Genomic DNA, 21,210 nt, shown 5'->3' with positions numbered 1-21,210 from the left:
GCGTGCTACACGCTACCTAATTTAGCTTCGATGATGAGTTCGGCGAGTTCGCGCAGGCAACCTTGCCCGCCCCGCATCTCGCAGCAATAATCGACAATGGCTTTGTTTTGCCGGGTGGCGTCGGCGGGGCAGGCCGATAGCCCTACAGCCTGTAAAATGGCGAGGTCGTTTACGTCGTCGCCAATAAACGCTACTTCGCTGCCGTCTAAACCTTTACGCTCCAGAATGCCCCGCAGCAACGACAGTTTGTCGCTGGCTCCCAGATGCAATTCCGTGATTTTCAACTTGGCGGCCCGCGTTACCACCGAGGGCGAGGTCTCGCCCGTGACGATGCCCGTTTCTACACCTACCAACTCGCGCAGGCGCACTACGCCCATGCCATCGCGGATGTTGAATTGTTTGAATACTTCGCCGGTTTCGCCGTAGAAAACGCCCGCGTCGGTCATAACACCGTCGCAGTCGGTCAGTACTAATTTGATGCGGGCCGCTTTTGCCCGGAGTTCGTCTGTCATAGGTTTTGCTGAGAAACTACTGCATAATTCGTTCAAGGTCCACGCGCAGGGAGAGTTGGCTGGTTCCGGCAGTGGGAGCGGCTGCAAACCGGGCGTAGGTCAACTGAAACGCCCGCACCTGCACCGACGCCCCCAGCGAAATACCGGCCAGTCCTCCGCCCGTGGTGAGCCGCCCTTCCTGCCGCTTCTGGTGATTGTATCCGGCCATCAGATGCACGTTCGGACTAATCAGAAATTCAACGCCTGCACTCAGATGCCGGGCCGCTTTCTCTACCGGGCTGAGCGTTTGCGGAATGGGATTGCCGTTCAGGTCGAAGCGCACGTTCAGGTTGGGGTCGTTATAGCTAATGTCGAAACGCTGGAGGTGGTGAGCCGTGATGGTTAGCCGGAACGGGGCGTAGCGGGGTTTGAGCGTGACACCCGCCTGTAAATCAAACGGCAGGTTGGCATCGGTCGGGCCGAAGTTTTTGATTAGATAACCGAAATTTCGGGCGGTCAGCCCAAATGTAAGGTTGCCGCTGGGATGTCGCCAGACCCCGCCGAGGTCGGCCAGTATGCCAAAGGCGGAATAGGTTTCGATAGCTGAGCCGACCATTTTTACGGTAGCCCCGAGCGAGAAATTACCTTCGGTACGGGCGTGGGTCAGGCCGAGGGCGTAGTCGTTGGCCGAAAATGTACCAAGCGTATTCCCCAGCGGGTCGGTCAGTGGCATCTGTCCGTAGCTTAAGTACTGCATCCCAACGGCCCACATGCCTTTGGTTTTTACGGGTAGACCATAGTGCAAGGTGTAGTATTTGGCCGCTGCCAGATACGGCATCAGGCTGATAGTCAGTTCGTTCTGGCGTAGCGAATCCGCTAAGGCAGGGTTGTTCAGGAAGTAAGCCGCATCGGGCCGGATGGCGGTGGCGACCTGCCCGCCGAGGGCTGCTACGCGGGCGTGGGTCGGCAGGTTCAGGAACGAAAACACGCGTTGCCCGCCGAGCGGCTGTGCCCAGCCGGATTTGGCGAAACCAATAAGCAGCGTGACAAGGAAGAAGAACCGGCCCAAAAGTTATTTAGGGTATTAAGAGATTGTTACACAGAGATTCACAGAGTAAGCGGGAGATACACAGAGATTGTCTGCAACAAAAACTCCGTGTATCTCTTTTATCTCGGTGTCTCTCTGTGTTATAACCTCTTCATGATTCGGCAAAGGTCTGAAAACCGCGTCAGAGCGCAAAACCGAACTTTAGCCCGGCGGTCAGGCTGGGCATAATCGCCGTACCGGTCTGCTCGAACGAGCGGCCAAAGCCACAGCCGCAGGTGGGAAAGGGGTTTGGTGGTGGAGGTACGTCGTTCATCGCCCAGCGCACACCGGCACCGAAGTAGATGTCGAGCAGGGTGCGGGTAAACACTCGTCGCTGCGGTTCGTAGGATGAAAACTGACGGCCTATTTTCAGGTGAGAGCCAAACACATAGCGACTGATGGCCCGTTGCTGCGTGCCGATGATTACGCCTGGAAAACTGCTTTGCGATGACGCTTCCCGGCTGTACAGGTTGTCCTGTTTCACTACGTTGATCTGCTTGTACAACCCCTCAACGGCCCAGTAGTTGCCCAGCGGATAACTGCTCCGAATGGCGATACCTTTGCGCCGGTTAGTTCGGTATCGGCCCGAGTAAAACCGCACTTCGGCCCGGCCCCGCCAGATTTCGGCACTTACGAAATCATCTAAATCCGTCTCAAACGGCGACAGCCCCTTCCAGCCGTAGCCAAACTCGCCCTGAACAGACGTTCTGATGCCAGTGCGGTACTCCAGACCTGCCTGAAGCGTGGCGTCCTGCTCAAGAAACGCGAGCGGAGCCAGTTTGAATACGGCGCGGGGCTGATACCGGAGCGCGATAGTAGAATCCTGCGCGAAGGCAGATGTAACGGTTAGAAGTAACAGCGAAAAGAAAAAGTTTTTCATAACGCATAACCAATTTTAAAACCATACGCCAGGCTTACGACGGGGTAGGGGCGGGGTGAAAACGCATCGAACAGGCTATAACCGGCTGATTCGTAGAAATATGCACTGCTGCTGGGGCGTTCGTATCGGTTGATCTCGCTTTTGCGAAAGCCCAGCCCCACGTAAATGTCCATCAGCCAGCGGTCGTCGGGGGTGAGCGCGAACTGACGACCTGTTTTGGCGTGCATCCCCCATACATACTTCTGAACGGGTTCGCGAAATATACGGTAATATTGGCACGGCCCCGACTGACAGCCAACGCCGTAAGTGCCGCTTTCCAACGCGTTTACCTGCTTGTAAAACCCTTCAACCGCAAAATAACTGCCGCCCAATCGGCTCGTAGGGTGGTAATAATAACGGTACTCGGCCCGGCCTCGCCAGACTTCGCGGTCGCTGTATCGCTGATTTTGACTGTTTTGCCAGAGGTTTATGCTCTGCCAGCCGTAACCAAACTCGGCCTGTAGCGCGTGTCGCCCACCCAACCAGCGTTCGACGCCGAACTGAATGGTGTTATCAGGGTCGAACAAACTCAACGGCGCGACTTTCACGACCCAGGCCCGTTCGCGCACAAACCGGTCCGACGAATCAGGGTTTGGCGAGTTGATCCGTTGCTGGGCCACCAACGAGCCGCCAGTAAGCAACAGGCTGACAATCAGATAAACGGGGCGCATCATTGAACCGGGATTTTGCTGAGCAATGTCAGTTGTTTCAAATCAGCGTAACCATACTGATAGATGCCATTCGGCCCGGTCACGATTAGCCGCTTCTGGGTTGGAATCACGTCGTAGGTCCGCACACTGTCGATGTACTGCATCTCCCGCACGTCGAGCGGATTGCTGACGTCCATTACACGCAGACCGTAGTCGCCTTCGCCCACAAACAGCAGCGAACCATCGACACCCAGCCCGTGCGGATTTTTCATCGCGTAACTTTTGATAAGCTTTGGACTGACGAGATTACTGATGTCGATTACATCGAGCGAGTTGATAGTAGTAGCTCGGCAGGTTGTGCCGGAGCGGAGCGTCACATAGGCGTAATTGCCCTGCGCCACCACCGGGTCGCACGCCTGAATGTGGGTATAAACGCCTAACCGCAGCGGGTTGCCCGGTTGGCGAACATCGTAGATGAGCATACCCGTTTGTGTGCCGATGAACAGGTTGTTCCGATACGGAAAAATGGTTTCAACGCCGTTGGTCCAGAGGTCGGTTTTGTTGCCGGGTTTGGGGTCGCTGCTCTGCGTGATGTCGTAGGCGTGCAGGTCGTCGTTATGAATCAGGTAGAGCGTATTGCCGCTGACGGTAAAGCGGGCCGTTGAACCGCCAATCCCTGCGCCGGGCGACGGGGCCGAGTTGCCACTATCCTGAGCGCAGGAGAACAGCAACAATGATATAAAGAAGTAGAGCGTTGGTCTCATGGCAATCAGCGATAACACTGTGGATTCTTCACATCGGATTTTTCCCAGCGGACAACCACACCCCGGTCGGGGTCGGCGCACTCGAACCGAACGTTGGTAAACTGCGGAAAAGCGGGGTATGGAAATGCGTTTTCAATACGCTTCATCACGCGAATGCTGCGCGGATTGGCGATGTTCAGGGCCACCAGATCGAGCGTATTGTCGGCATACAGGATACTGTCTTTCACGGCCAGTTCATGATTGCCGGGAATCGAAACGAACGATAGCCGTACCGGATTGGCTGGGTCGCGGTTGTCGACTATATGGATACCGCTGCCGACCTCGTTGATAAACAGATAGTTGTCTTTTACGTAGATTTTGCCTACGTTTTTGAGCGGTTGCGGAGCCAGCGTCTGCACCGACCGAACGGTAGCATAGGTGGCATAGACCGGGCGGTAGGTTGCGCCGGTTGTGGGCGGAGGAGGGGGCGCATAATGCTTACACCCGTCGAGCAGCAGACAGCTAAAAAGTAGCAGGAGAGAAGGGAATAGTCGGGTCATATCGCACCTACGGTCTGAAGGCCGAGTTTTTTGTGTAATTACGGCTATGATACAAAATGAATCGAAACAGTTGGAATCGTAATGAATAATTAACTTTGCCGACACGTGATTCGACAGACCAATTTCCATGCAGACCGAAACCCAGCCCGCGCTTAATGCCAGGCTCTCCAACGTTGACATTCTGGCTCAGAAAAACGCCGAAGCCGAACTCGGTGGCGGGCAAAAACGCATCGACGCCCAGCACAAAAAAGGTAAACTGACCGCTCGCGAGCGCATTGCCCTATTAGTCGATGAAAATTCATTTGAGGAAATCGGAAAGTTCGTGATGCACCGCACCCGCGACTTCGGTCTCGACAAAGAACATTACCTCGGCGACGGCGTCGTAACGGGCTACGGCACCATCGACGGGCGATTGGTCTACGTGTTCGCGCAGGATTTTACGGTGTTTGGGGGCGCACTGAGCGAAACCCACGCCGAAAAAATCTGTAAAATCATGGATTTGGCCCTGCAAAACGGTGCCCCCGTCATCGGCCTGAACGATTCGGGCGGTGCCAGAATCCAGGAGGGCGTGCTATCATTGGCGGGGTATGCCGACATTTTTTACCGCAACACGCGTGCGTCGGGCGTGATTCCTCAGCTTTCAGCTATTATGGGGCCGTGTGCGGGCGGGGCCGTGTACAGTCCAGCCATCACCGATTTTATTTTCATGGTCGAACAAACGAGCTATATGTTTGTGACCGGCCCGAACGTGGTCAAAACTGTAACGCACGAAGAAGTAACGGCGGAAGAATTAGGCGGAGCCAGTACGCACAGCACCAAATCGGGCGTGACGCACTTCGCCTGCGCGAACGAACTGGCTTGCATTCAGCATATTAAGCAGCTACTAAGTTATATCCCGCAAAACTGCGAAGACGACGCGCCCCGATTGCCTTACGAACCGGGCGACGAATCTCGCCCCGCGCTGAACAGCCTGATTCCCGACAACCCGAACCAGCCTTACGACATGCGCGAGGTAATCGATGAGTTGGTCGATGGTGGGTCGTTTCTTGAGGTACACAAAAATTTTGCTGAAAATATTGTCGTAGGTTTTGCCCGCATTGGTGGGCGCAGCATCGGTATTGTAGGCAACCAACCGGCGGTATTGGCGGGCGTTCTCGACATCCAGGCCAGTGCCAAAGCCGCCCGGTTTGTGCGTTTTTGTGACTGCTTCAACGTGCCCCTGTTGGTGCTGGAAGACGTGCCCGGCTTTTTGCCCGGCACCGACCAGGAATGGAACGGCATCATCACCAACGGGGCCAAGCTGCTGTATGCCTTCTGCGAAGCGACGGTGCCGCGTATCACGGTCATCACGCGCAAAGCCTACGGCGGTGCCTACGACGTGATGAACTCCAAGCACATCGGAGCCGACATGAATTATGCGTGGCCGTCGGCAGAAATTGCCGTGATGGGCGCGAGTGGGGCCGCCGAGATTATTTTCAAGCGCGAAATTGCCGAAGCCGACGACCCGCAGGCCAAACTTCATGAGAAAGTGCAGGAGTACACCGAGAAGTTTGCCAACCCGTATCGGGCCGCGCACCGGGGCTACATCGACGAGGTGATTATGCCCGACCAAACCCGGCAAAAACTGCTCCGGGCGTTCGGGATGCTGGAAAATAAAGTAGCAACTCTGCCGAAGAAAAAACACGGCAACATTCCGTTGTAGGGTTTTTTTGCCACAGAGATGCACCAAGACGCACGGAGATACACAAAGTTTTATAAGATTTCTCCGTGAATCTCTGTGCGTCTTGGTGCATCTCTGTGGCAAAAAAACGGTTTTAACACATAAAGAATTATGACTCAGAAGCCCGGTAGTCTGCTCCGAACCGTACTCATCGGCTTAGCCATTATTTTCGGTATTGCCCTGCTCGTCGGGCTGGCCGCTACGTATTTTCCGTAAACACTGTCAATTAAATTTATTAATGCACCTTGCAGGTGTGTACATAAGTGGCTATAAAAGCCCTCTTTTTTTCAACGTTTATGATTCGGATCGCGATTTCTTTTCTTTTGCTCGTGTTTTATACTTTGGGCAGTAGTACATTGGCGCAGCAGCCGCCCAAAATACAGATTATGCTGCTTGGGAGTAATCACTTCGGTCAGGCAGGTTTTTATAAAGATGCACCCCTGGCAGACCTATTTATCGAACGGCGGCAGCAGGAGTTGCAACAGTTGCGCGACCAGTTGGCGCGGTTTAAGCCTGACCTGATTCTGATTGAGCGGGAGCCTACAGCACAATCTACCACAGACAGCCTTTATCGTTTATACACAGCAGGTAAGCTGGCACTCACTGACCTCGACTACGGACGGGCCGAAACGTATCAGATTGCCTACGCGCTGGGTAAAACATTACGGCACGACCGCATCTACGGCGTCGATTATTACGGCGGAACATCAAACCGGATCCTTAACCAGGGGCAGGGAATCGAATACTATCTCGATGAACTGAAGACGTTTAATGTGCTGGGAAGCCAGATTAATGAACCTTTCCGGCAGGGGAAAACTACAGTATCTGGTTATCTGCGGCAACTCAACGCGCCAGAGGTTCTCCAGAAAACGTACCACCTCATGTTCGTTACTCCCGCCAAAGTACGCCGTGGTCTGCTGAACACAACCGACCGAACACTCGACAGCAGCCGCGTTTCGTATGATTACGTAGGTGCCGACTTTATCAGCCACTTCTACAACCGGGAGTTACGTATCTACGCAAACATTGTGGCTACACAACTGGCCCAGAAAAAGCAACGTATTCTGGTTGTGATGGGGCAGCGCCATGCAGCGGTTCTGACCAAGATATTTGAGAATGACCCAGATTATACGCTGGTGCCTGTTGGAGACTATTTGAAGTAGGGGCTATCTTGCTATCTGAAAAATGAATGCCATTGCTTTGAGTAATGGCATTCATTCCGCTCGTGTCGGTCAAATCGCCCCCAAAATCACCGCACAGGCTTCGCGGATTTGTTCTTCCGTGATAATTAACGGCGGGGCAATGCGCATGGAATTATCGCAGAACAGGAACCAGTCGGTGATGACGCCCGGCGTGGACTCGCCCGGCGTAGATTCGCCGGGTTGTATGGCCCGGTCGATGATAGGTTTGAGTACGTCGAACGACTCGAACTCGACGGCCAGCATCAGCCCCTTGCCACGTATTTCCCGAATGGCGGGGTGAACCAGCAACTGCCTGAACAACTGCCCTTTGGCTTCGGCATCGGCGTATAATTTCTCATCCCGAATCACCTGCAATGTTGCCAGCGAGGCCGCACACGACACCGGGTGCCCACCAAAGGTGGTGATGTGGCCCAGCACCGGGTTGTTTTTGAAGACGCTCATCACCGCTGCCGAACTAATGAACGCACCGATGGGCATTCCGCCCCCCATGCCTTTGGCACATAGCAACACGTCGGGTACAACCGCTGTGCCGTTTTCGCCCGCGCCCTCAAAGGCCCAGAACGTGCCCGTTCGACCAAAGCCGGTCTGAATTTCATCGAAGATCACTAGCGCACCCATATCGGTGCAGCGTTGCCGAACGGCCTGCAAATAGCCCGCATCCGGCACCCGAACGCCCGATTCGGCACCGACTACTTCCATCACCACGGCGGCAGTTCGGCAGCTAATTTTCTCAATGTCAGCCCAGTTATTGTAGTTGATGTGCCTGACTCCGGGCAATAACGGGCGGTAGTTACGCTTGAAATTTTCATCGCCCGACAACGATAACGCGCCCTGCGTAGCACCGTGATAGGCGTTCAGGCAGCTAATGATTTCGGTGCGGCCCGTGTAGCGTTTCGCTAATTTCATTGCCCCTTCAACGGCTTCGGTGCCAGAGTTGGTGAAATACACGTTGTCTAAAACGCCAACCGGGCCAGTATGAGAAGCAAGCGTTTGCGCGAGCGCGTGGGCCAGTTGCGTCTGCGACGACTGCACGTATTCGCCGTAGACCATCAGGTGCAGGTATTTATCTAACTGTGTCTGAATCGCTTGCAGTACGTGCGGGTGACGATGACCTACGTTACTGACGCCAATGCCCGAAATCAGGTCGATGTACCGCTTCGGCTGTTGGGCCGCGCCTTCCGCTGAACCGCCGAGTGTCGGACCATAAATAAATATGCCTTCGGCCCGGTCGATTTCCAACGCTAAAGGGAAATCAGAGGTCTGTGCTATATGCTGGAAAAATAATTGCCGGTGTGTAACCGTTTGCATGACAAAACTTCATTATTAACAATCCACTAACACCCTCAACCGTGAAAACAGTTCTGCTTGGTCTATTTGCGTTTTTACCATCGCTACTCTTCGCTCAAACCTACAAAGTAACGCCCGACGACCTGGCCCGGCGGCAGTCGTATCTGCTCATGCGCGATGGTTCAACCGTGCGGGGACAGATTCTGCGGCAGGATAGCATACTTATCAGCGTCAGGAAACGCAACGGCAACATGAGTTTTGTTGAGGCCGATCAGGTAATTCGGGTGGTGGGCGATGCGGCAGCCGTACCCAAACCGGCGTTTGGTTCCGAAAATACAATACTGCCCTATCAGGTGTTTGTGATGCGCGACGGAGCGCGGGTAGAAGGTACGTTCGTTCGGCGCGACAGTACCATGATAACGGTCAGGAAACGGAATGGGCAGCTAACCTACTTTGAGCCGGAGCTACTGCTGCGTACCGATACGCTGTCGATGGAAACAGTCGGCGAACTGACCGGCATGTCCCCAAATCGGTTTGCGCCATGGCTGCTGACCGGAAATACGGCTCACAACGCCGAAAAAGGGCGTTTTTATTACCGAAACACCTGGCTTTCGCGCCATGAACTTCAATACGGCATCACCCGGTTCTGGAGCGTAGGAGCCACGTTCATCACACCAATTCCATACCTTGCCACAGCCGAAAATTATTACGGCAGCGGCCTATATAGCTGGAATATGCCCCGGCTATACACCCAACTGAGCGCGGGTGTCGGCCCGCTGTTCCGGGCGGGGGTGAATGCGTCGTTTACGGCCAACCAACTCATTGGCTCCTCGAAAACGGGCGGGCAATTTACGCTTCAGGGGCTGCTGTCGTTTGGCAGCAGTCAGAACAACGTAACGCTGGGCTATAGCATCGCCGTGCCGAAGTTCAAATACGTACTTTACCCGGCATGGCCAAGCTTTTCATCGTCCATGCCACCGCAACCGGTGTCCGTCAGTGTTGCCAATCAGCAGCTTTTGTCGTTTGGGGTGATTAAAAAAGTAAGTCCGAAGCTAACGGTCGTTAGCGACAACTCGGTTAGTTTAGGGAAGCAATACCGCTATTATTCATATGCCGACGGGCGGGCGCGGGTGTCGCTCGCCCTCCGTTTCGACCGCAAACGTCACGCGTTCGATGCGGGTGCCTACATGCTCATCTACGAAAAACCCTTTTTGTGGGAAGGCGACAAAAAAGCGCGTCTCTTTCCCTACATCGGCTATAACCTGATTATCGGCAAGGATTGATGTTTACGGCATAGTTTCCCTAATTTCGCCGTTAATAGTAAAAGACCCTGCCGTTTCATGCCCGAAGACTTTCCCGACCTGCCCCCTTTTGTTCGTTCCTGGCGTCAGCTATACTCTATCGTGTTAGGTAGCTTAGTAGCTGAAATTTTATTGTTTTATTGGTTAATGCGCTGGCTGTCATGAGCATACTGGACTGGGGTGTGCTCGTGATAACGTTGTTTGGCATCATTGCCTATGGCATGATTCGGAGCCGACGTAGCCGCAGCATGGACGATTACCTGCTGGCGGGGCAGTCGCTGCCGTGGTATCACGTAGGGCTGTCGGTGATGGCGACGCAGGCGAGTGCCATCACGTTTTTGTCGGCACCGGGGCAGGGCTTTGTCGATGGAATGCGGTTCGTGCAGTTCTATTTTGGTCTGCCGCTGGCGATGGTCGTGCTGTCGATTACGTTCGTGCCGATTTTTCACAAGCTGAAAATTTTCACCGCTTACGAGTTTCTCGAAACCCGCTTCGACGTGCGCGTCCGAACGCTTACGGCGGGGCTGTTTCTGTTGCAACGAGGTCTTTCAACGGGCCTGTCGATCTACGCGCCGGCCATTATTCTGTCAACTATTCTGGGCTGGAATATCTACTGGACCAACCTCCTCATGGGTGGTATTGTGCTGATTTACACCGTTACGGGCGGCACGAAGGCCATCTCGCACACGCACCTCCAGCAGATGCTGGTTGTAACGCTGGCGATGGTGGTGGCCGGATTCCTGACGGTGCGACTCCTGCCCGAAAGCGTCGGCTTTGTCGATGCGCTGCAAGTGGCCGGAAAAGCCGGGCGCATGAACCTCATCGATCTGAAGTTTGACCCCGATAACCGATACAATCTGTGGTCGGGACTGATTGGCGGGTTCTTTCTCCAACTGTCGTATTTCGGCACCGACCAGTCGCAGGTGGGGCGGTATCTGACGGGGCAGAGCATCGGGCAAAGTCGGTTAGGATTGCTCATGAACGGCCTGCTCAAAGTACCGATGCAGTTCTTGATTCTGCTGGTAGGCGTGCTGGTATTCGTGTTTTACCAGTTTAACCCGGCTCCGGCTTTTTTCAACAAACAGGAAACCGACCGGCTCCGAACCAGCCCCTACGCCCGCGAGTATCAGCTTACCGAAATACGGCATCAGAACCTGGCCGCCCAACGCCAGCGGGCCGTACTCGATATGCAGGTGGCTCTGAAAACGAACGATGAAGCCGGGCAACAGGCCGCCAACGCGATGCTTCAGGAAACCGACGTGGCCCTGAAAACCGTTAAAGCCGACGTGGTGAAGCTAATCGATAAGAATAACCCCGCTGCCGACACGAACGATGCCAACTACGTGTTTCTGCGGTTTGTACTCGATCACCTGCCACACGGCCTGATTGGACTGCTGATTGCGGTCATCTTCAGCGCGTCGATGGGGTCGATAGCGTCGGCCTACAGTTCGCTGGCGTCAACAACGGTGGTAGACGTGTATAAGCGGTTGGTTAGCACAAACGGTAGTGATGCCGATTACCTGCGGGCGTCGCGCTGGGCCACGGTAGGGTGGGGAGTATTCTGTATTGTAGTCGCGCAGTTTGCCAATCGCATGGGCAGCATGATCGAGGCTGTCAATATTTTGGGATCGCTGTTCTATGGCGTCATTCTGGGCGTGTTTGTCGTGGCGTTTTACATGAAGCAGATTGGCGGGCGGGCCACGTTCTGGGCCGCGCTCATCGGGCAGGTATTTGTTGTGTTGAGCTGGTATTTTGACCTGACGGCCTTTCTCTGGCTTAATGCCATCGGCTGCGTGCTGGTAATGGGCTTTGCGTGGTTGTTGCAGCGGGTGTTGGGGGCAGATCGTTCGTAGAAAGGTTGACTTTTGATTAGACCACGTTAGGGGCTGGCTTTAGATGGCAAATCAACGTTCACCGCATCGTCTCATGGCACTAAGCAGGTCGCTCCGAATCTTTTTCGTTTTCAGTTGTTTTGCTACCCTAATCGCCACGGCTCAAACCCGTTCGTCGGTAGCACCGTACCTGAACAACCGCGCCCCGCTCCGGCCCAATCCGTATATCGAACTGCCATTGGGAGCCATCAAACCACAGGGGTGGCTCAACGAAATGCTGGTTCGGCAGAAAACGGGCATGACCGGGCAGTTGGACAAGCTCTATCCGCTGGTAATGAACCAACGAAACGGCTGGCTGGGGGGCGATGGCGACCAATGGGAACGCGGCCCGTACTGGATCGATGGGCTGGTGCCGTTAGCTTACATTCTGAACGACAGCACGTTAATTGCCAGGGCGAAACCCTGGATCGAGTGGACCTTGAACAGTCAGCAGCCCGACGGCTATTTCGGCCCCAAAACCGACTACCCGCACGAACGCGGCATTCAGCGCAACAACAGCCGCGACTGGTGGCCCAAAATGGTGATGCTGAAGGTGCTCAAACAGTACTACTCGGCTACCAGCGATAAGCGTGTTATTCGCCTGATGACCAACTACTTCCGGTATCAACTGAAGGAGTTGCCAACTAAACCCCTCGACCACTGGACATTCTGGGCGCGGTATCGCGGGGGCGATAATTTACAGGTTGTGTACTGGCTCTATACCATCACTGGCGATAAATTTCTGCTCGACCTGGCCGACCTGATTCATAAGCAAACTTTCGATTATACCGGCGCGTTTCTGGCGGGCGACCTGCTAACGACGCCCGGCAGCATCCACTGCGTAAATCTGGCGCAGGGATTTAAAGAGCCGCTCGTGTACTACCAGCACCGGCCCGACGCTCGCTACCTGAACGCGTCGAAGAAAGGGCTGGCCGACCTGCGCCGGTTCAACGGCATGGCCCACGGTTTGTATGGGGGCGACGAGGCTCTGCACGGCAACAACCCCACGCAGGGGTCTGAACTGTGCAGTGCCGTAGAGATGATGTTCAGTCTCGAAAGTATGCTGACTATTACCGGCGACGTAACGTATGCCGATCAGTTGGAGAAAATTGCGTTCAATGCCTTGCCCACGCAGGCCACCGACGATTACATGGGGCGGCAGTATTTTCAGCAGGCCAATCAGGTGATGCTGACCCGGCACGTTCGCAACTTCGACGTCAACCACGGCGGCACCGACCTTTGTATGGGATTGCTGACGGGCTACCCGTGCTGCACCTCGAACATGCACCAGGGCTGGCCCAAATTCGTGCAAAACCTCTGGTACGCTACCCCAGACCGGGGGCTGGCCGCGCTTGTGTACTCGCCGAGTACGGTAACGGCTACCGTTGGTAACGGAACCCGCGTGATGGTTGACGAACAAACAAACTACCCATTCGGCGAAAGCATCCGGTTTGCGCTGACGCTGAACGGCGGCAGTAAAACCGTGTCGTTTCCATTTCATCTGCGGATACCAGCCTGGTGCCGCAAAGCAACGGTGCTGGTAAATGGGCAGGTTGTAAAGGAATCAGCAGGTAATCAGATTGCGGTTGTGAAGCGTGTCTGGCAGTCGGGCGACGTGGTAGAATTACGCCTGCCGATGCATATTTTCAAGAATCAGTGGCACGAGAATTCTGTATCGGTGGAGCGCGGCCCATTGGCATACGCGCTGAAAATGGGGGAGGAGACGCAGATTGTCAGAAATGATAAAGACCCCATCGAGTTCGGAGCCGAGTACATCGAAGTGCGGCCCACTACCCCCTGGAATTACGGCCTGATCGAGACCGATAAGCAGCCGGTAGAACAGAATGCCCGATTTAGTTCCAGAGAGACCACCTCTGATTACCCGTGGAACGTTGCCAACGCCCCGTCTGAAATCCGGCTAAAGGCCCGGCGAATCCCGTCGTGGAAACTGTACAACGAGATGGCTGGGCCAATTCCATTCAGCGTTATCGACTATATGGAGGTAGCGAAAGAGGAAGAGGAAATTACGCTGATTCCTTACGGCTGCACAACGCTTCGGATATCGCAGTTCCCTGTAGTGCGATGAGGAATCGCCGTACCGACAAAAGTTTTTATTGGCTCAACAGCGTCAGCCGTTTCTGCTTTGTCTGGCGAATGGGTGGGGCGTCGGGGCGTTGGAACAGGTAGCTCAACTGCCAGGTGTAAACCGCTGTGGCGCAGCGTTCGCCCTGATACGTACCATTCCACCGAAAAGGCGGCTGGTCGGTATGGAAAACGGCTTCGCCCCATCGGTCGTAAACCGTTAAGGTCAGAAAGGTAATGTCGTTGCAGGCAAACGGCTCAAAAACATCGTTCAGGCCATCGGTGTTGGGCGAAAAGGCATCGGGCGCGTACACCTGACACGAGCAGCCGCTATAATCAATCAGCACGTCGTCGGTGCGTGTGGCACAGGCATTCGTTACCGACGCCCGGAAGATGCCCGACGCGTTGACGGTTCGCTCCACATCGGCGAAGGCATCGAGCCAGCGGAATGTGCCGTTGGCAAACGTAGGGCGGATAGTGTACACCTCGGTTCCGCACAACTGCTGATCGGCTCCTAAATCCAACTGGGGAGGTCGGCTATACCGCACGGCGATTGTATCAGCTACCATGCAGTTTTTATTTGTAACCTGAACAACATACTGCCCCGCTCTTTCGACCAAAAACGTGTTTCGCCGGGAACCATCCTGCCATTGGTAGGTGCCGGGCGCATCGACGTGCAGCATCAGGGTTTTACCCTCGCAAAGCGTAGTATCGGCACCTAAGCTGAAATCAGGTGGATACGTAACAGTGATGGTGTCGCGCAGGGTTTTGCAGGGCGTTTGCACCGTTACCCAATAGCGGCCCGGTTTTGCTACCTGTAGGGTGGGTGCGTTGCTGCCCGTGTTCCATTCATAAAAGATAGCACCGGGGGTTGTCGCATCGAGTAGAAGGGTACTTCTCCGTCCGCAAAGCGTGGTGTCACGACCCAGGTCGAGCCGGATGGGTTTCAGCGACACGTCGTCGATGAACAGGTAATAGTCGCCTAAGGTGCTGGGTAGTGCGGCAAAATTGCCGATAACGACGTGGCGTTCCCCACCTTTCGCAAGCAGGCAACCGCCCATTTTCTCCCACTTCAGCCGCTGCGTCAGTCGTCTGGGCGTATTATCGAGTACCTGGGGTGGATTGTCGAGCCGCAGCAGTGTTTTGTCTGCCGAACCAACCGGCTGATTGGCGAAATAAGCCCCGAACGACCCAATCGGATATTGGGTCGGTTTTGGCGAGGCCACGTACAGTTCAAACTGGTAGGTTTCGCCCGCCAGCAGGGGTTCTTTCAGCGGGGTAGCCAGATATTCGGCCCAGCCCAAATCCATAAATAGCCGGGCCAGTCCCTGCCCTGAATGGGGCGGAAGCTCCATCTGAGGGGTTGGAAAACAGCTATGGTAGAAATCGGGTGTGGCCGTGTTGGGGTTGTACCAGGGGGTAGCTTCGGAGAGCAGGTTGTCTTTCCGGGGGCAGGTTGCGTAGGTCTCAAAGCCGCCATTGGGTATCAACTCCTGCCCGAAAGCCCGGACAGACGTCCATAGCGATAGACACACGATCAAGCCCACCGACCAGCGCATGACAGAACAAGACAGATAAGTTGCTGTATATCACAATATCAGCCGTACCAAAAAAGAGCCAACCGATACGCTAATCTACTCATTCTGAGCTATAAAAAGCGCGTTTCTTTACCTGTTATTCACTCCGTAAACTCTTCACCGGATTCATCAGGGCGGCTTTCACGCTCTGGAAGCTCACCGTCAGTAACGCGATACTCACCGCCAGCAAGCCCGCCAGCGCGAACACCCACCAGTCGATATTGATACGGTACGTGAAATCCTGGAGCCATCCATTCATCAGATACCACGCAATAGGCGAGGCAATGAGAACGGCAACCAGTACGAGTTTGAGAAAATCTTTGCTTAACAGAGCAACGATACCAGCTACCGATGCACCCAGCACTTTACGTACCCCGATTTCTTTGGTGCGTTGTTCTGCCGTGAATGCAGCCAAACCAAACAGACCTAAGCAGGCAATGAAGATCGTTAGTCCGGCGAAGACGCGGTACAGCAGACCCATCTGTTGCTCGGCTTTGTAGTAGGCATTCAAGGCATCCTCATAAAAACGACCCGTAAAGGCTACTTCGGGGAAAACACGGGCGTAAACAGCCTTGATACGCTCCACTGTTTGCGGCAGATTTTGCGAACGAATTTTCACGCTGCCCGCATAATAGAACTTATCGGACGGCGTAAGCAGCAGCGGCTGGATTCCCCTGGTGCGCGGCCCTCCGTCGTCTCGCGCCGAGTTCGTATGAAAGTCTTTTACAACGCCCACAATGGGGCCGGTAACATCACCTAATCGTAGGTTTCGGCCAATAACCGACGCCGGATTCTTCACACCCAGCTTTTTGAGCAGCGTTTCGTTGGCCACGAACTTAGGCAACGTATCACCGACCGCGTAGGATGCACCCGCCACAAAGGTTATTCCGTGCGTTGTAAAGTAGTTGCCATCGGCCATCTTCATGGATGCGGTAAAGTCCTCATCTTTCGAGAGATTGGCAAAGGCAAATGTGCTTTGCCACCGGCTGTCGGACGAGGGAACGTCCGATGAAAACGTAACGGCGGAAACGCCGGGCACCCGTAGGAGTTCATTACGCAAGGTCGCGTTTCGGGTGCGGTATTCGGTATCCATGCCGAAGTTGAACACGCCTTCCTTGCTAAAGCCCGTGTCCATCCGGCTCAGGTAGTTCATCTGCCTTAGGTTGATGACCGTGCTGATTATAAGCACTAACGCCGTTGCAAACTGGAACACAATCAGACTTTGGCGTACCGAAATGCCACGTAGCCAACCGCGTGCTACCCGCTTCCGAAATACGTCGAGCGGAGAAAACGACGATAGTACTAAGGCCGGATACAGTCCCGCCAGCAACGTGAGCAAAACCAGCAACCCCAGCAGGGCCAGCCCCAGTTCCGGCTTGAAATACAGTGAAGCATCCGCCGGAATAGCGAACAGCGTGTTTAGTAGCGGCAGGGCAACATAGGCCAGCCCAATGCCCAGCATCAGCGATGCCAGCACCATCAGGAAGGTCTCGGTGAGAAACTGCCCGACCAACTGGCTTTTCTGACTGCCCAACACTTTCCGAACACTCACTTCTTTAGCTCGGCGGGTCGCCAGTGCTGAAGCAATATTGACGAAGTTGACGCAGGCCATCAGTAACAATAGACCACCCACCAAAGCCAGATTCCAGATACGTTGGAAGGGGACGACGGCAACTTTGGTCGTAAACGTATCGAACCGGTTATCGTGGTGCAGATCGGCCAGTGGACTGAGAAAATGCGTCTTTTTGCTTTCATCTCGCCCATCGTAGTGTTTGCGCGAGAACTTCTCCAGCAGTGCGTTGGCCGAAGCTACCGGGAGGTTGCGCGGCAACCGAACAAAAATCTGGTCCTGGCTCGACGTACTGCCCCAATCGTCAAAGGAGCCGAAGCCAAACCGCTCACCTTTGTCGGCTTTCTTCGTGGCATACGAGATTACCAAATTCATGGGGAAAGACGTGTTGGGGGGCGCATCGGCCAGCACACCTACTACGCGCATGGTCGTGTGTTTGTTGATACGCAGAAACTTGCCCATCGCCTGTTGTGGGCTGCCAAAATACTTCTCCGCAAACGTTTTCGACAGAGCCACTACGTTCGGTTGCGTCAGCGCGTCGGGCCGACCGATGAGCCAGGGGAAGTTGAACAGCCGGAAAAATTCCGGCCCCACAATCATGCCCTCGTCATCTTCCAGGAATTTGGTCGTTGCGTTGGTTGTTTTGGGATCGCTGCCAAGCACCGTCACCTGCGGATCGAGCGTTCCGAAAACCGAAACAACGTTTTCGAACTGAGCGACGTCGGTTTTAAGGGCGTCTGCCACTGGCAACGGATTTCCCGGCGTTACGTCTCTGTCGCCGTTCGTCAGAAACTGCTCGCGAACGACACGGTAAATTCGGTCGTGTTCCGGGTGAAACGTATCGAAGCTGAGTTCGTAACGTACCGTCATGAACAACAAAAGGGCTGCGGCTATGCCTACACTCAGGCCCAGCACATTCAGGCCGGTAAAACTTCGATGCCGCAGTATGCTCCGCCAGGCGATTTTCAGATGATTCTGGATCATGTCCGTATTTGTTGGATTAGGATATTCGTTCGCTTTACGTTTCACCACCCAGGGCCGCATAAACCCCAGCACGTCGCGCCAATACTGCCACCGCGCCCGCCGAACACCCATTCGCCCGACCTGGTAGGCGAACTCCTCGTGCAGGTCGCCCTGCAAGGCTTCCAGCCGGTGCGGAGCTACGAACCATTCCAGCAGGCGGTCGGCAAGGCGGGGCGGGCTTGGTTTCATAAGCCAATGGCGAGTTTGGGTGTGGTAGGTACGGCGTTCCACAGTTGTGCCCGCATCACTTTGATGTCCTGCAAGGTCCGGTAGCCATAGGCCGTTACGGTGAACAGCAACTTGCGTCGGCCCCCGCGTTCGGGCGTGGGATCGCCCAGCCGCGAGGCCACCATGCCTTTCTCTTGCAACCGGTGCAGGGCCGCATGGACCTGATTGAGCCGTACCGAGCGGTCGGTTTCCTCGTTCAGCTTGTGCGTAAGGCCGACGCCGTAGGCTTCGCCATCCATACTTACCACCAGTAGCAGCACAATCTCTTCAAACTCGCCTAAGTAGGTTCGTTTCATGATTTCTTATTAACTCTATTTTTGCTGAGCAAATAGGTTGCCAATAACGCAAAACGGCCTCTCCTGCTCAGAAAAGGCTTTCTGCTCAGAAAAAACCGTTTTGAATTGTCCATTACCGGACAGTATGTGTACGGTTCAGGACAGGCCCCTACTCCGTCCGCAAACTCTTCACCGGATTCATCAGGGCGGCTTTCACGCTCTGGAATGAGATGGTCAATAACGTGATTACCAACGCGCCCGCACCTGAGACGGCAAAAATCCACCACGACAGCTCCGTGCGGTACTCGTATTTCTGAAGCCAGTTCGAGAGGAAATAATACGCAATGGGCGTGGCGATGAAGAAGGAGATAATGACCAGTATGACGAAATCTTTGGAGAGTAACCCCCACAGGTTCAGCACACTGGCTCCCAGTACTTTACGCACCCCAATTTCTTTAGTCCGGGCTTCAGCCATAAACGACGCCAGCCCGAACAAACCCAGGCAGGAAATGAGAACGGCGAGGACGGTGAAGACCAAAGCGAGATTACCGATGCGCTCCTCAGCAGCAAACTTGGCGGCATATTCCTGATCGGCAAACTTGTAATCGAAGGGAGCCGTTGGAATAATCTTCTTGAAAACAGCCTCAATTTTCGGCAACGCTTCGCTGGCACTTATGGCAGGATTGAGCCGGATATTTATCCAGTTATAATTGTCTTCTAAAAAGAAAACAGTTGGGATGGTCGGCTTGTAAGGCGACAGGGCAACCATGTCTTTCACTACTCCTAAAACAGTATACGTTTTTGGCAGCCGCTGCCCAGGACCCCACGTAACCTGCTCACCGACGGGTGTTTTTAGCTCAAGCAGTTTGGCGAATGACTCGTTTATGATAAACCCCAATGAATCGGTCGCCAATGCTTTGCTGAAATCTCGGCCTGCCACAAATTGCCAGCCTACTGTTTGACCGTATTCGGGGCTGACTGGCAGGGTGCCGCACCCGTTTGGACAGTCGAAAGCAATACCTTTTCGCGAAAAACCGCCGTTCCACATTGTAATGCCAGTCGGCGAACTCCTTGATTCAGCCACCTCGACCACCACGCCCGTATTTTTCAATTCACTTCGGAGCAACTGCTGCTTGTCGTTAAAATCAGCCGTTTTTTTCTCGACCATCACCAGGCCCGCTTTGTCGTATCCGATTGGGCGATTTTTAGCGTGTTGAATCTGCCGGTAAACGAGGAGAGTGACAATTATCAACGTTACCGAAACGGTGAACTGCAACACAATCAGGAGCTTTCGGGGAAGAGCCGCAAAACGCCCCTGTATGACGACTCCTTTGAGAACCTTAACTGGCTGAAATGAAGATAGATAAAATGCTGGATAACTCCCTGCTAAAAATCCGGTCGCCAGAACAAACAGAACACACGCCAGCCAGAAGGGAGAAGCGGTCCAGGGGACGGTCAGTTGCTTGGCAGCAATATCATTGAACCACGGCAACGAAATGCCAACCAGCGATAACGATAACATAAAGGCCAATAAAACGACTAAAAACGACTCACTGAAAAATTGACTCATTAATTGCCCGCGCAACGAACCCACCGCTTTACGAATACCTACTTCTTGTGCTCGCTTCACTGAACGAGCCGTACTCAGATTCATAAAATTGATGCAGGCCAACAGCAATACAAATGCACCAATCAAACCAATGAGCCAAACCATTTGTACCGGCCCGTTATCATCAACGTAATAACTGCCATACAGATGCCACCGACTCATTGGGAGTAACGCTATTTGCGGCTGGCGGGCCACCTGCTCCTGCCTGTCTTTCAGGTTCTTGATCTGGTTAATTTCAATATCTTTAATGATAGCAGAAACCTTATCGAAGTCTACGTTCGTCTGAACTTGAGCATATACAGAAAGAAACCAGTTATTCCACTGCTGTTCTCTCACCCAGGGGTTTGCCGAAGTCCACAAGTCGAACGGAGCGAAGAATTTTATCGGGTGAAACTCCGAATTATGAGGTAAGTCCAGATAAACTCCTGTCACTTTAGCTTCCATATCCGCGTTGATTTTGACGGGTTTATCAATTGGGTCTGCGTCGCCAAACAATGCGGTAGCAGCCGATGCGGAAAGCAAAATTGAGTGTGGATCAGTCAACCCGGCCCAAGAGCCTTTAAGCATTGTCAAGGTGAGCATTTCGGGGGCACCTGCTTCAATAAATTGACCTTTTTGGGTTAGTTTCGTTTCACCGGTAGTTAGGATATACTCGCCTGGATCATTAGCAATCAGAATGTGTTTAAAGAAGCGTTGATAGCTGGTTTTTAATTCAGTTGCCAGCGGGTATGGGAGCGATGTGTTTGAATAGTGTTTCCCGTCTTCCCGAATACCATGCTCCCTAACCTGCGCAATGCGGTCATAATTCTGGTGGTATTTGTTGAACGATAGCTCGTCGTAAATCCACAGGCCAATGAGTATCGCGACGGCCATGCCTACGGCCAGCCCGCCAATGTTAATGAAAGAATAGGTTTTGTTGCGGAGAAGATTCCGCCAGGCGATTTTGAAATAGTTTCGTAGCATGGTTGTAGGGGAGTGCCGTGTAGAGACGGAAGATGTTCCGTCTCCCCGCCGG

General features: G+C 54.0%; 16 protein-coding genes. 5 read left to right on the top strand and 11 right to left on the bottom strand.

Annotated elements, in window-relative coordinates; translation table 11 throughout:
• Positions 1–5: 5 nt before the first annotated feature.
• From AWR27_RS09000 to AWR27_RS08975, 6 genes are all read right to left on the bottom strand, one after another.
• Positions 6–512, bottom strand: coding sequence for a KdsC family phosphatase (locus AWR27_RS09000; protein WP_077130865.1), 507 nt, complete (start codon positions 510–512; stop codon positions 6–8).
• A gap of 16 nt (positions 513–528) precedes the next feature.
• A complete protein-coding gene (gene porQ, locus AWR27_RS08995) occupies positions 529–1,560 on the bottom strand; it encodes a type IX secretion system protein PorQ (protein ID WP_157579180.1) in 1,032 nt (343 codons plus the stop codon).
• Positions 1,561–1,720: 160 nt separating this feature from the next.
• A complete protein-coding gene (locus tag AWR27_RS08990) occupies positions 1,721–2,458 on the bottom strand; it encodes a hypothetical protein (RefSeq protein WP_077130864.1) in 738 nt (245 codons plus the stop codon).
• A complete protein-coding gene (locus AWR27_RS08985; RefSeq protein WP_077130863.1) occupies positions 2,455–3,171 on the bottom strand; it encodes a DUF3575 domain-containing protein in 717 nt (238 codons plus the stop codon). Before AWR27_RS08985 ends, AWR27_RS08990 begins: the two co-directional genes overlap by 4 nt.
• Positions 3,168–3,911, bottom strand: coding sequence for an LVIVD repeat-containing protein (locus tag AWR27_RS08980; protein WP_077133895.1), 744 nt, complete (start codon positions 3,909–3,911; stop codon positions 3,168–3,170). Before AWR27_RS08980 ends, AWR27_RS08985 begins: the two co-directional genes overlap by 4 nt.
• Before the next feature lie 5 nt (positions 3,912–3,916).
• Positions 3,917–4,450: an LVIVD repeat-containing protein gene (locus AWR27_RS08975; protein WP_077130862.1), complete on the bottom strand. Its 534-nt coding sequence runs from the start codon at positions 4,448–4,450 to the stop codon at positions 3,917–3,919.
• A 127-nt stretch (positions 4,451–4,577) separates the two neighbouring features.
• Here AWR27_RS08975 and AWR27_RS08970 point away from each other — a divergent pair, with 127 nt between their 5' ends.
• Both AWR27_RS08970 and AWR27_RS08965 read left to right on the top strand, forming a co-directional pair.
• Complete coding sequence (locus AWR27_RS08970; protein ID WP_077130861.1) at positions 4,578–6,152, top strand: acyl-CoA carboxylase subunit beta; 1,575 nt, start codon at positions 4,578–4,580, stop codon at positions 6,150–6,152.
• Positions 6,153–6,499: 347 nt separating this feature from the next.
• A complete protein-coding gene (locus AWR27_RS08965; RefSeq protein WP_157579179.1) occupies positions 6,500–7,333 on the top strand; it encodes a DUF5694 domain-containing protein in 834 nt (277 codons plus the stop codon).
• A gap of 69 nt (positions 7,334–7,402) precedes the next feature.
• Here the strand turns inward: AWR27_RS08965 and AWR27_RS08960 are convergent, their stop codons facing one another.
• Positions 7,403–8,680: an aspartate aminotransferase family protein gene (locus AWR27_RS08960; RefSeq protein WP_077130859.1), complete on the bottom strand. Its 1,278-nt coding sequence runs from the start codon at positions 8,678–8,680 to the stop codon at positions 7,403–7,405.
• A gap of 41 nt (positions 8,681–8,721) precedes the next feature.
• On the opposite strand from AWR27_RS08960, the gene AWR27_RS08955 reads away from it, so the two are divergent.
• From AWR27_RS08955 to AWR27_RS08945, 3 genes are all read left to right on the top strand, one after another.
• Positions 8,722–9,942 carry a hypothetical protein gene (locus AWR27_RS08955; RefSeq protein WP_077130858.1) on the top strand — a complete coding sequence of 407 codons (1,221 nt, stop codon included), beginning with the start codon at positions 8,722–8,724 and terminating at the stop codon, positions 9,940–9,942.
• A gap of 179 nt (positions 9,943–10,121) precedes the next feature.
• Positions 10,122–11,813 carry a sodium:solute symporter family protein gene (locus AWR27_RS08950; protein ID WP_077130857.1) on the top strand — a complete coding sequence of 564 codons (1,692 nt, stop codon included), beginning with the start codon at positions 10,122–10,124 and terminating at the stop codon, positions 11,811–11,813.
• A gap of 73 nt (positions 11,814–11,886) precedes the next feature.
• Complete coding sequence (locus tag AWR27_RS08945; RefSeq protein WP_077130856.1) at positions 11,887–13,917, top strand: beta-L-arabinofuranosidase domain-containing protein; 2,031 nt, start codon at positions 11,887–11,889, stop codon at positions 13,915–13,917.
• A gap of 25 nt (positions 13,918–13,942) precedes the next feature.
• Here AWR27_RS08945 and AWR27_RS08940 read toward each other — a convergent pair whose 3' ends face one another.
• The 4 genes from AWR27_RS08940 to AWR27_RS08925 form a co-directional block, all read right to left on the bottom strand.
• Positions 13,943–15,472, bottom strand: coding sequence for a T9SS type B sorting domain-containing protein (locus AWR27_RS08940; protein ID WP_077130855.1), 1,530 nt, complete (start codon positions 15,470–15,472; stop codon positions 13,943–13,945).
• A gap of 115 nt (positions 15,473–15,587) precedes the next feature.
• Positions 15,588–18,272 carry an ABC transporter permease gene (locus tag AWR27_RS08935; RefSeq protein ID WP_083732799.1) on the bottom strand — a complete coding sequence of 895 codons (2,685 nt, stop codon included), beginning with the start codon at positions 18,270–18,272 and terminating at the stop codon, positions 15,588–15,590.
• The gene (locus tag AWR27_RS08930; RefSeq protein WP_077130854.1) at positions 18,269–18,607 is read right to left on the bottom strand and encodes a PadR family transcriptional regulator; all 339 of its coding nucleotides are present in this window, start codon (positions 18,605–18,607) and stop codon (positions 18,269–18,271) included. The genes AWR27_RS08935 and AWR27_RS08930 overlap by 4 nt, the downstream gene beginning before the upstream one ends.
• A 148-nt stretch (positions 18,608–18,755) precedes the next feature.
• Positions 18,756–21,158 (bottom strand): ABC transporter permease, encoded by a 2,403-nt coding sequence (locus AWR27_RS08925; protein WP_077130853.1) that lies wholly within the window; start codon positions 21,156–21,158, stop codon positions 18,756–18,758.
• Between the last annotated feature and the right edge of the window lie 52 nt (positions 21,159–21,210).

The organism is Spirosoma montaniterrae, assembly GCF_001988955.1.
Classification (GTDB): Bacteria; Bacteroidota; Bacteroidia; order Cytophagales; family Spirosomataceae; genus Spirosoma; species Spirosoma montaniterrae.
Note: the sequence above shows the minus strand (reverse complement) of the source record. Positions and strands in the feature narration are given on the sequence as shown.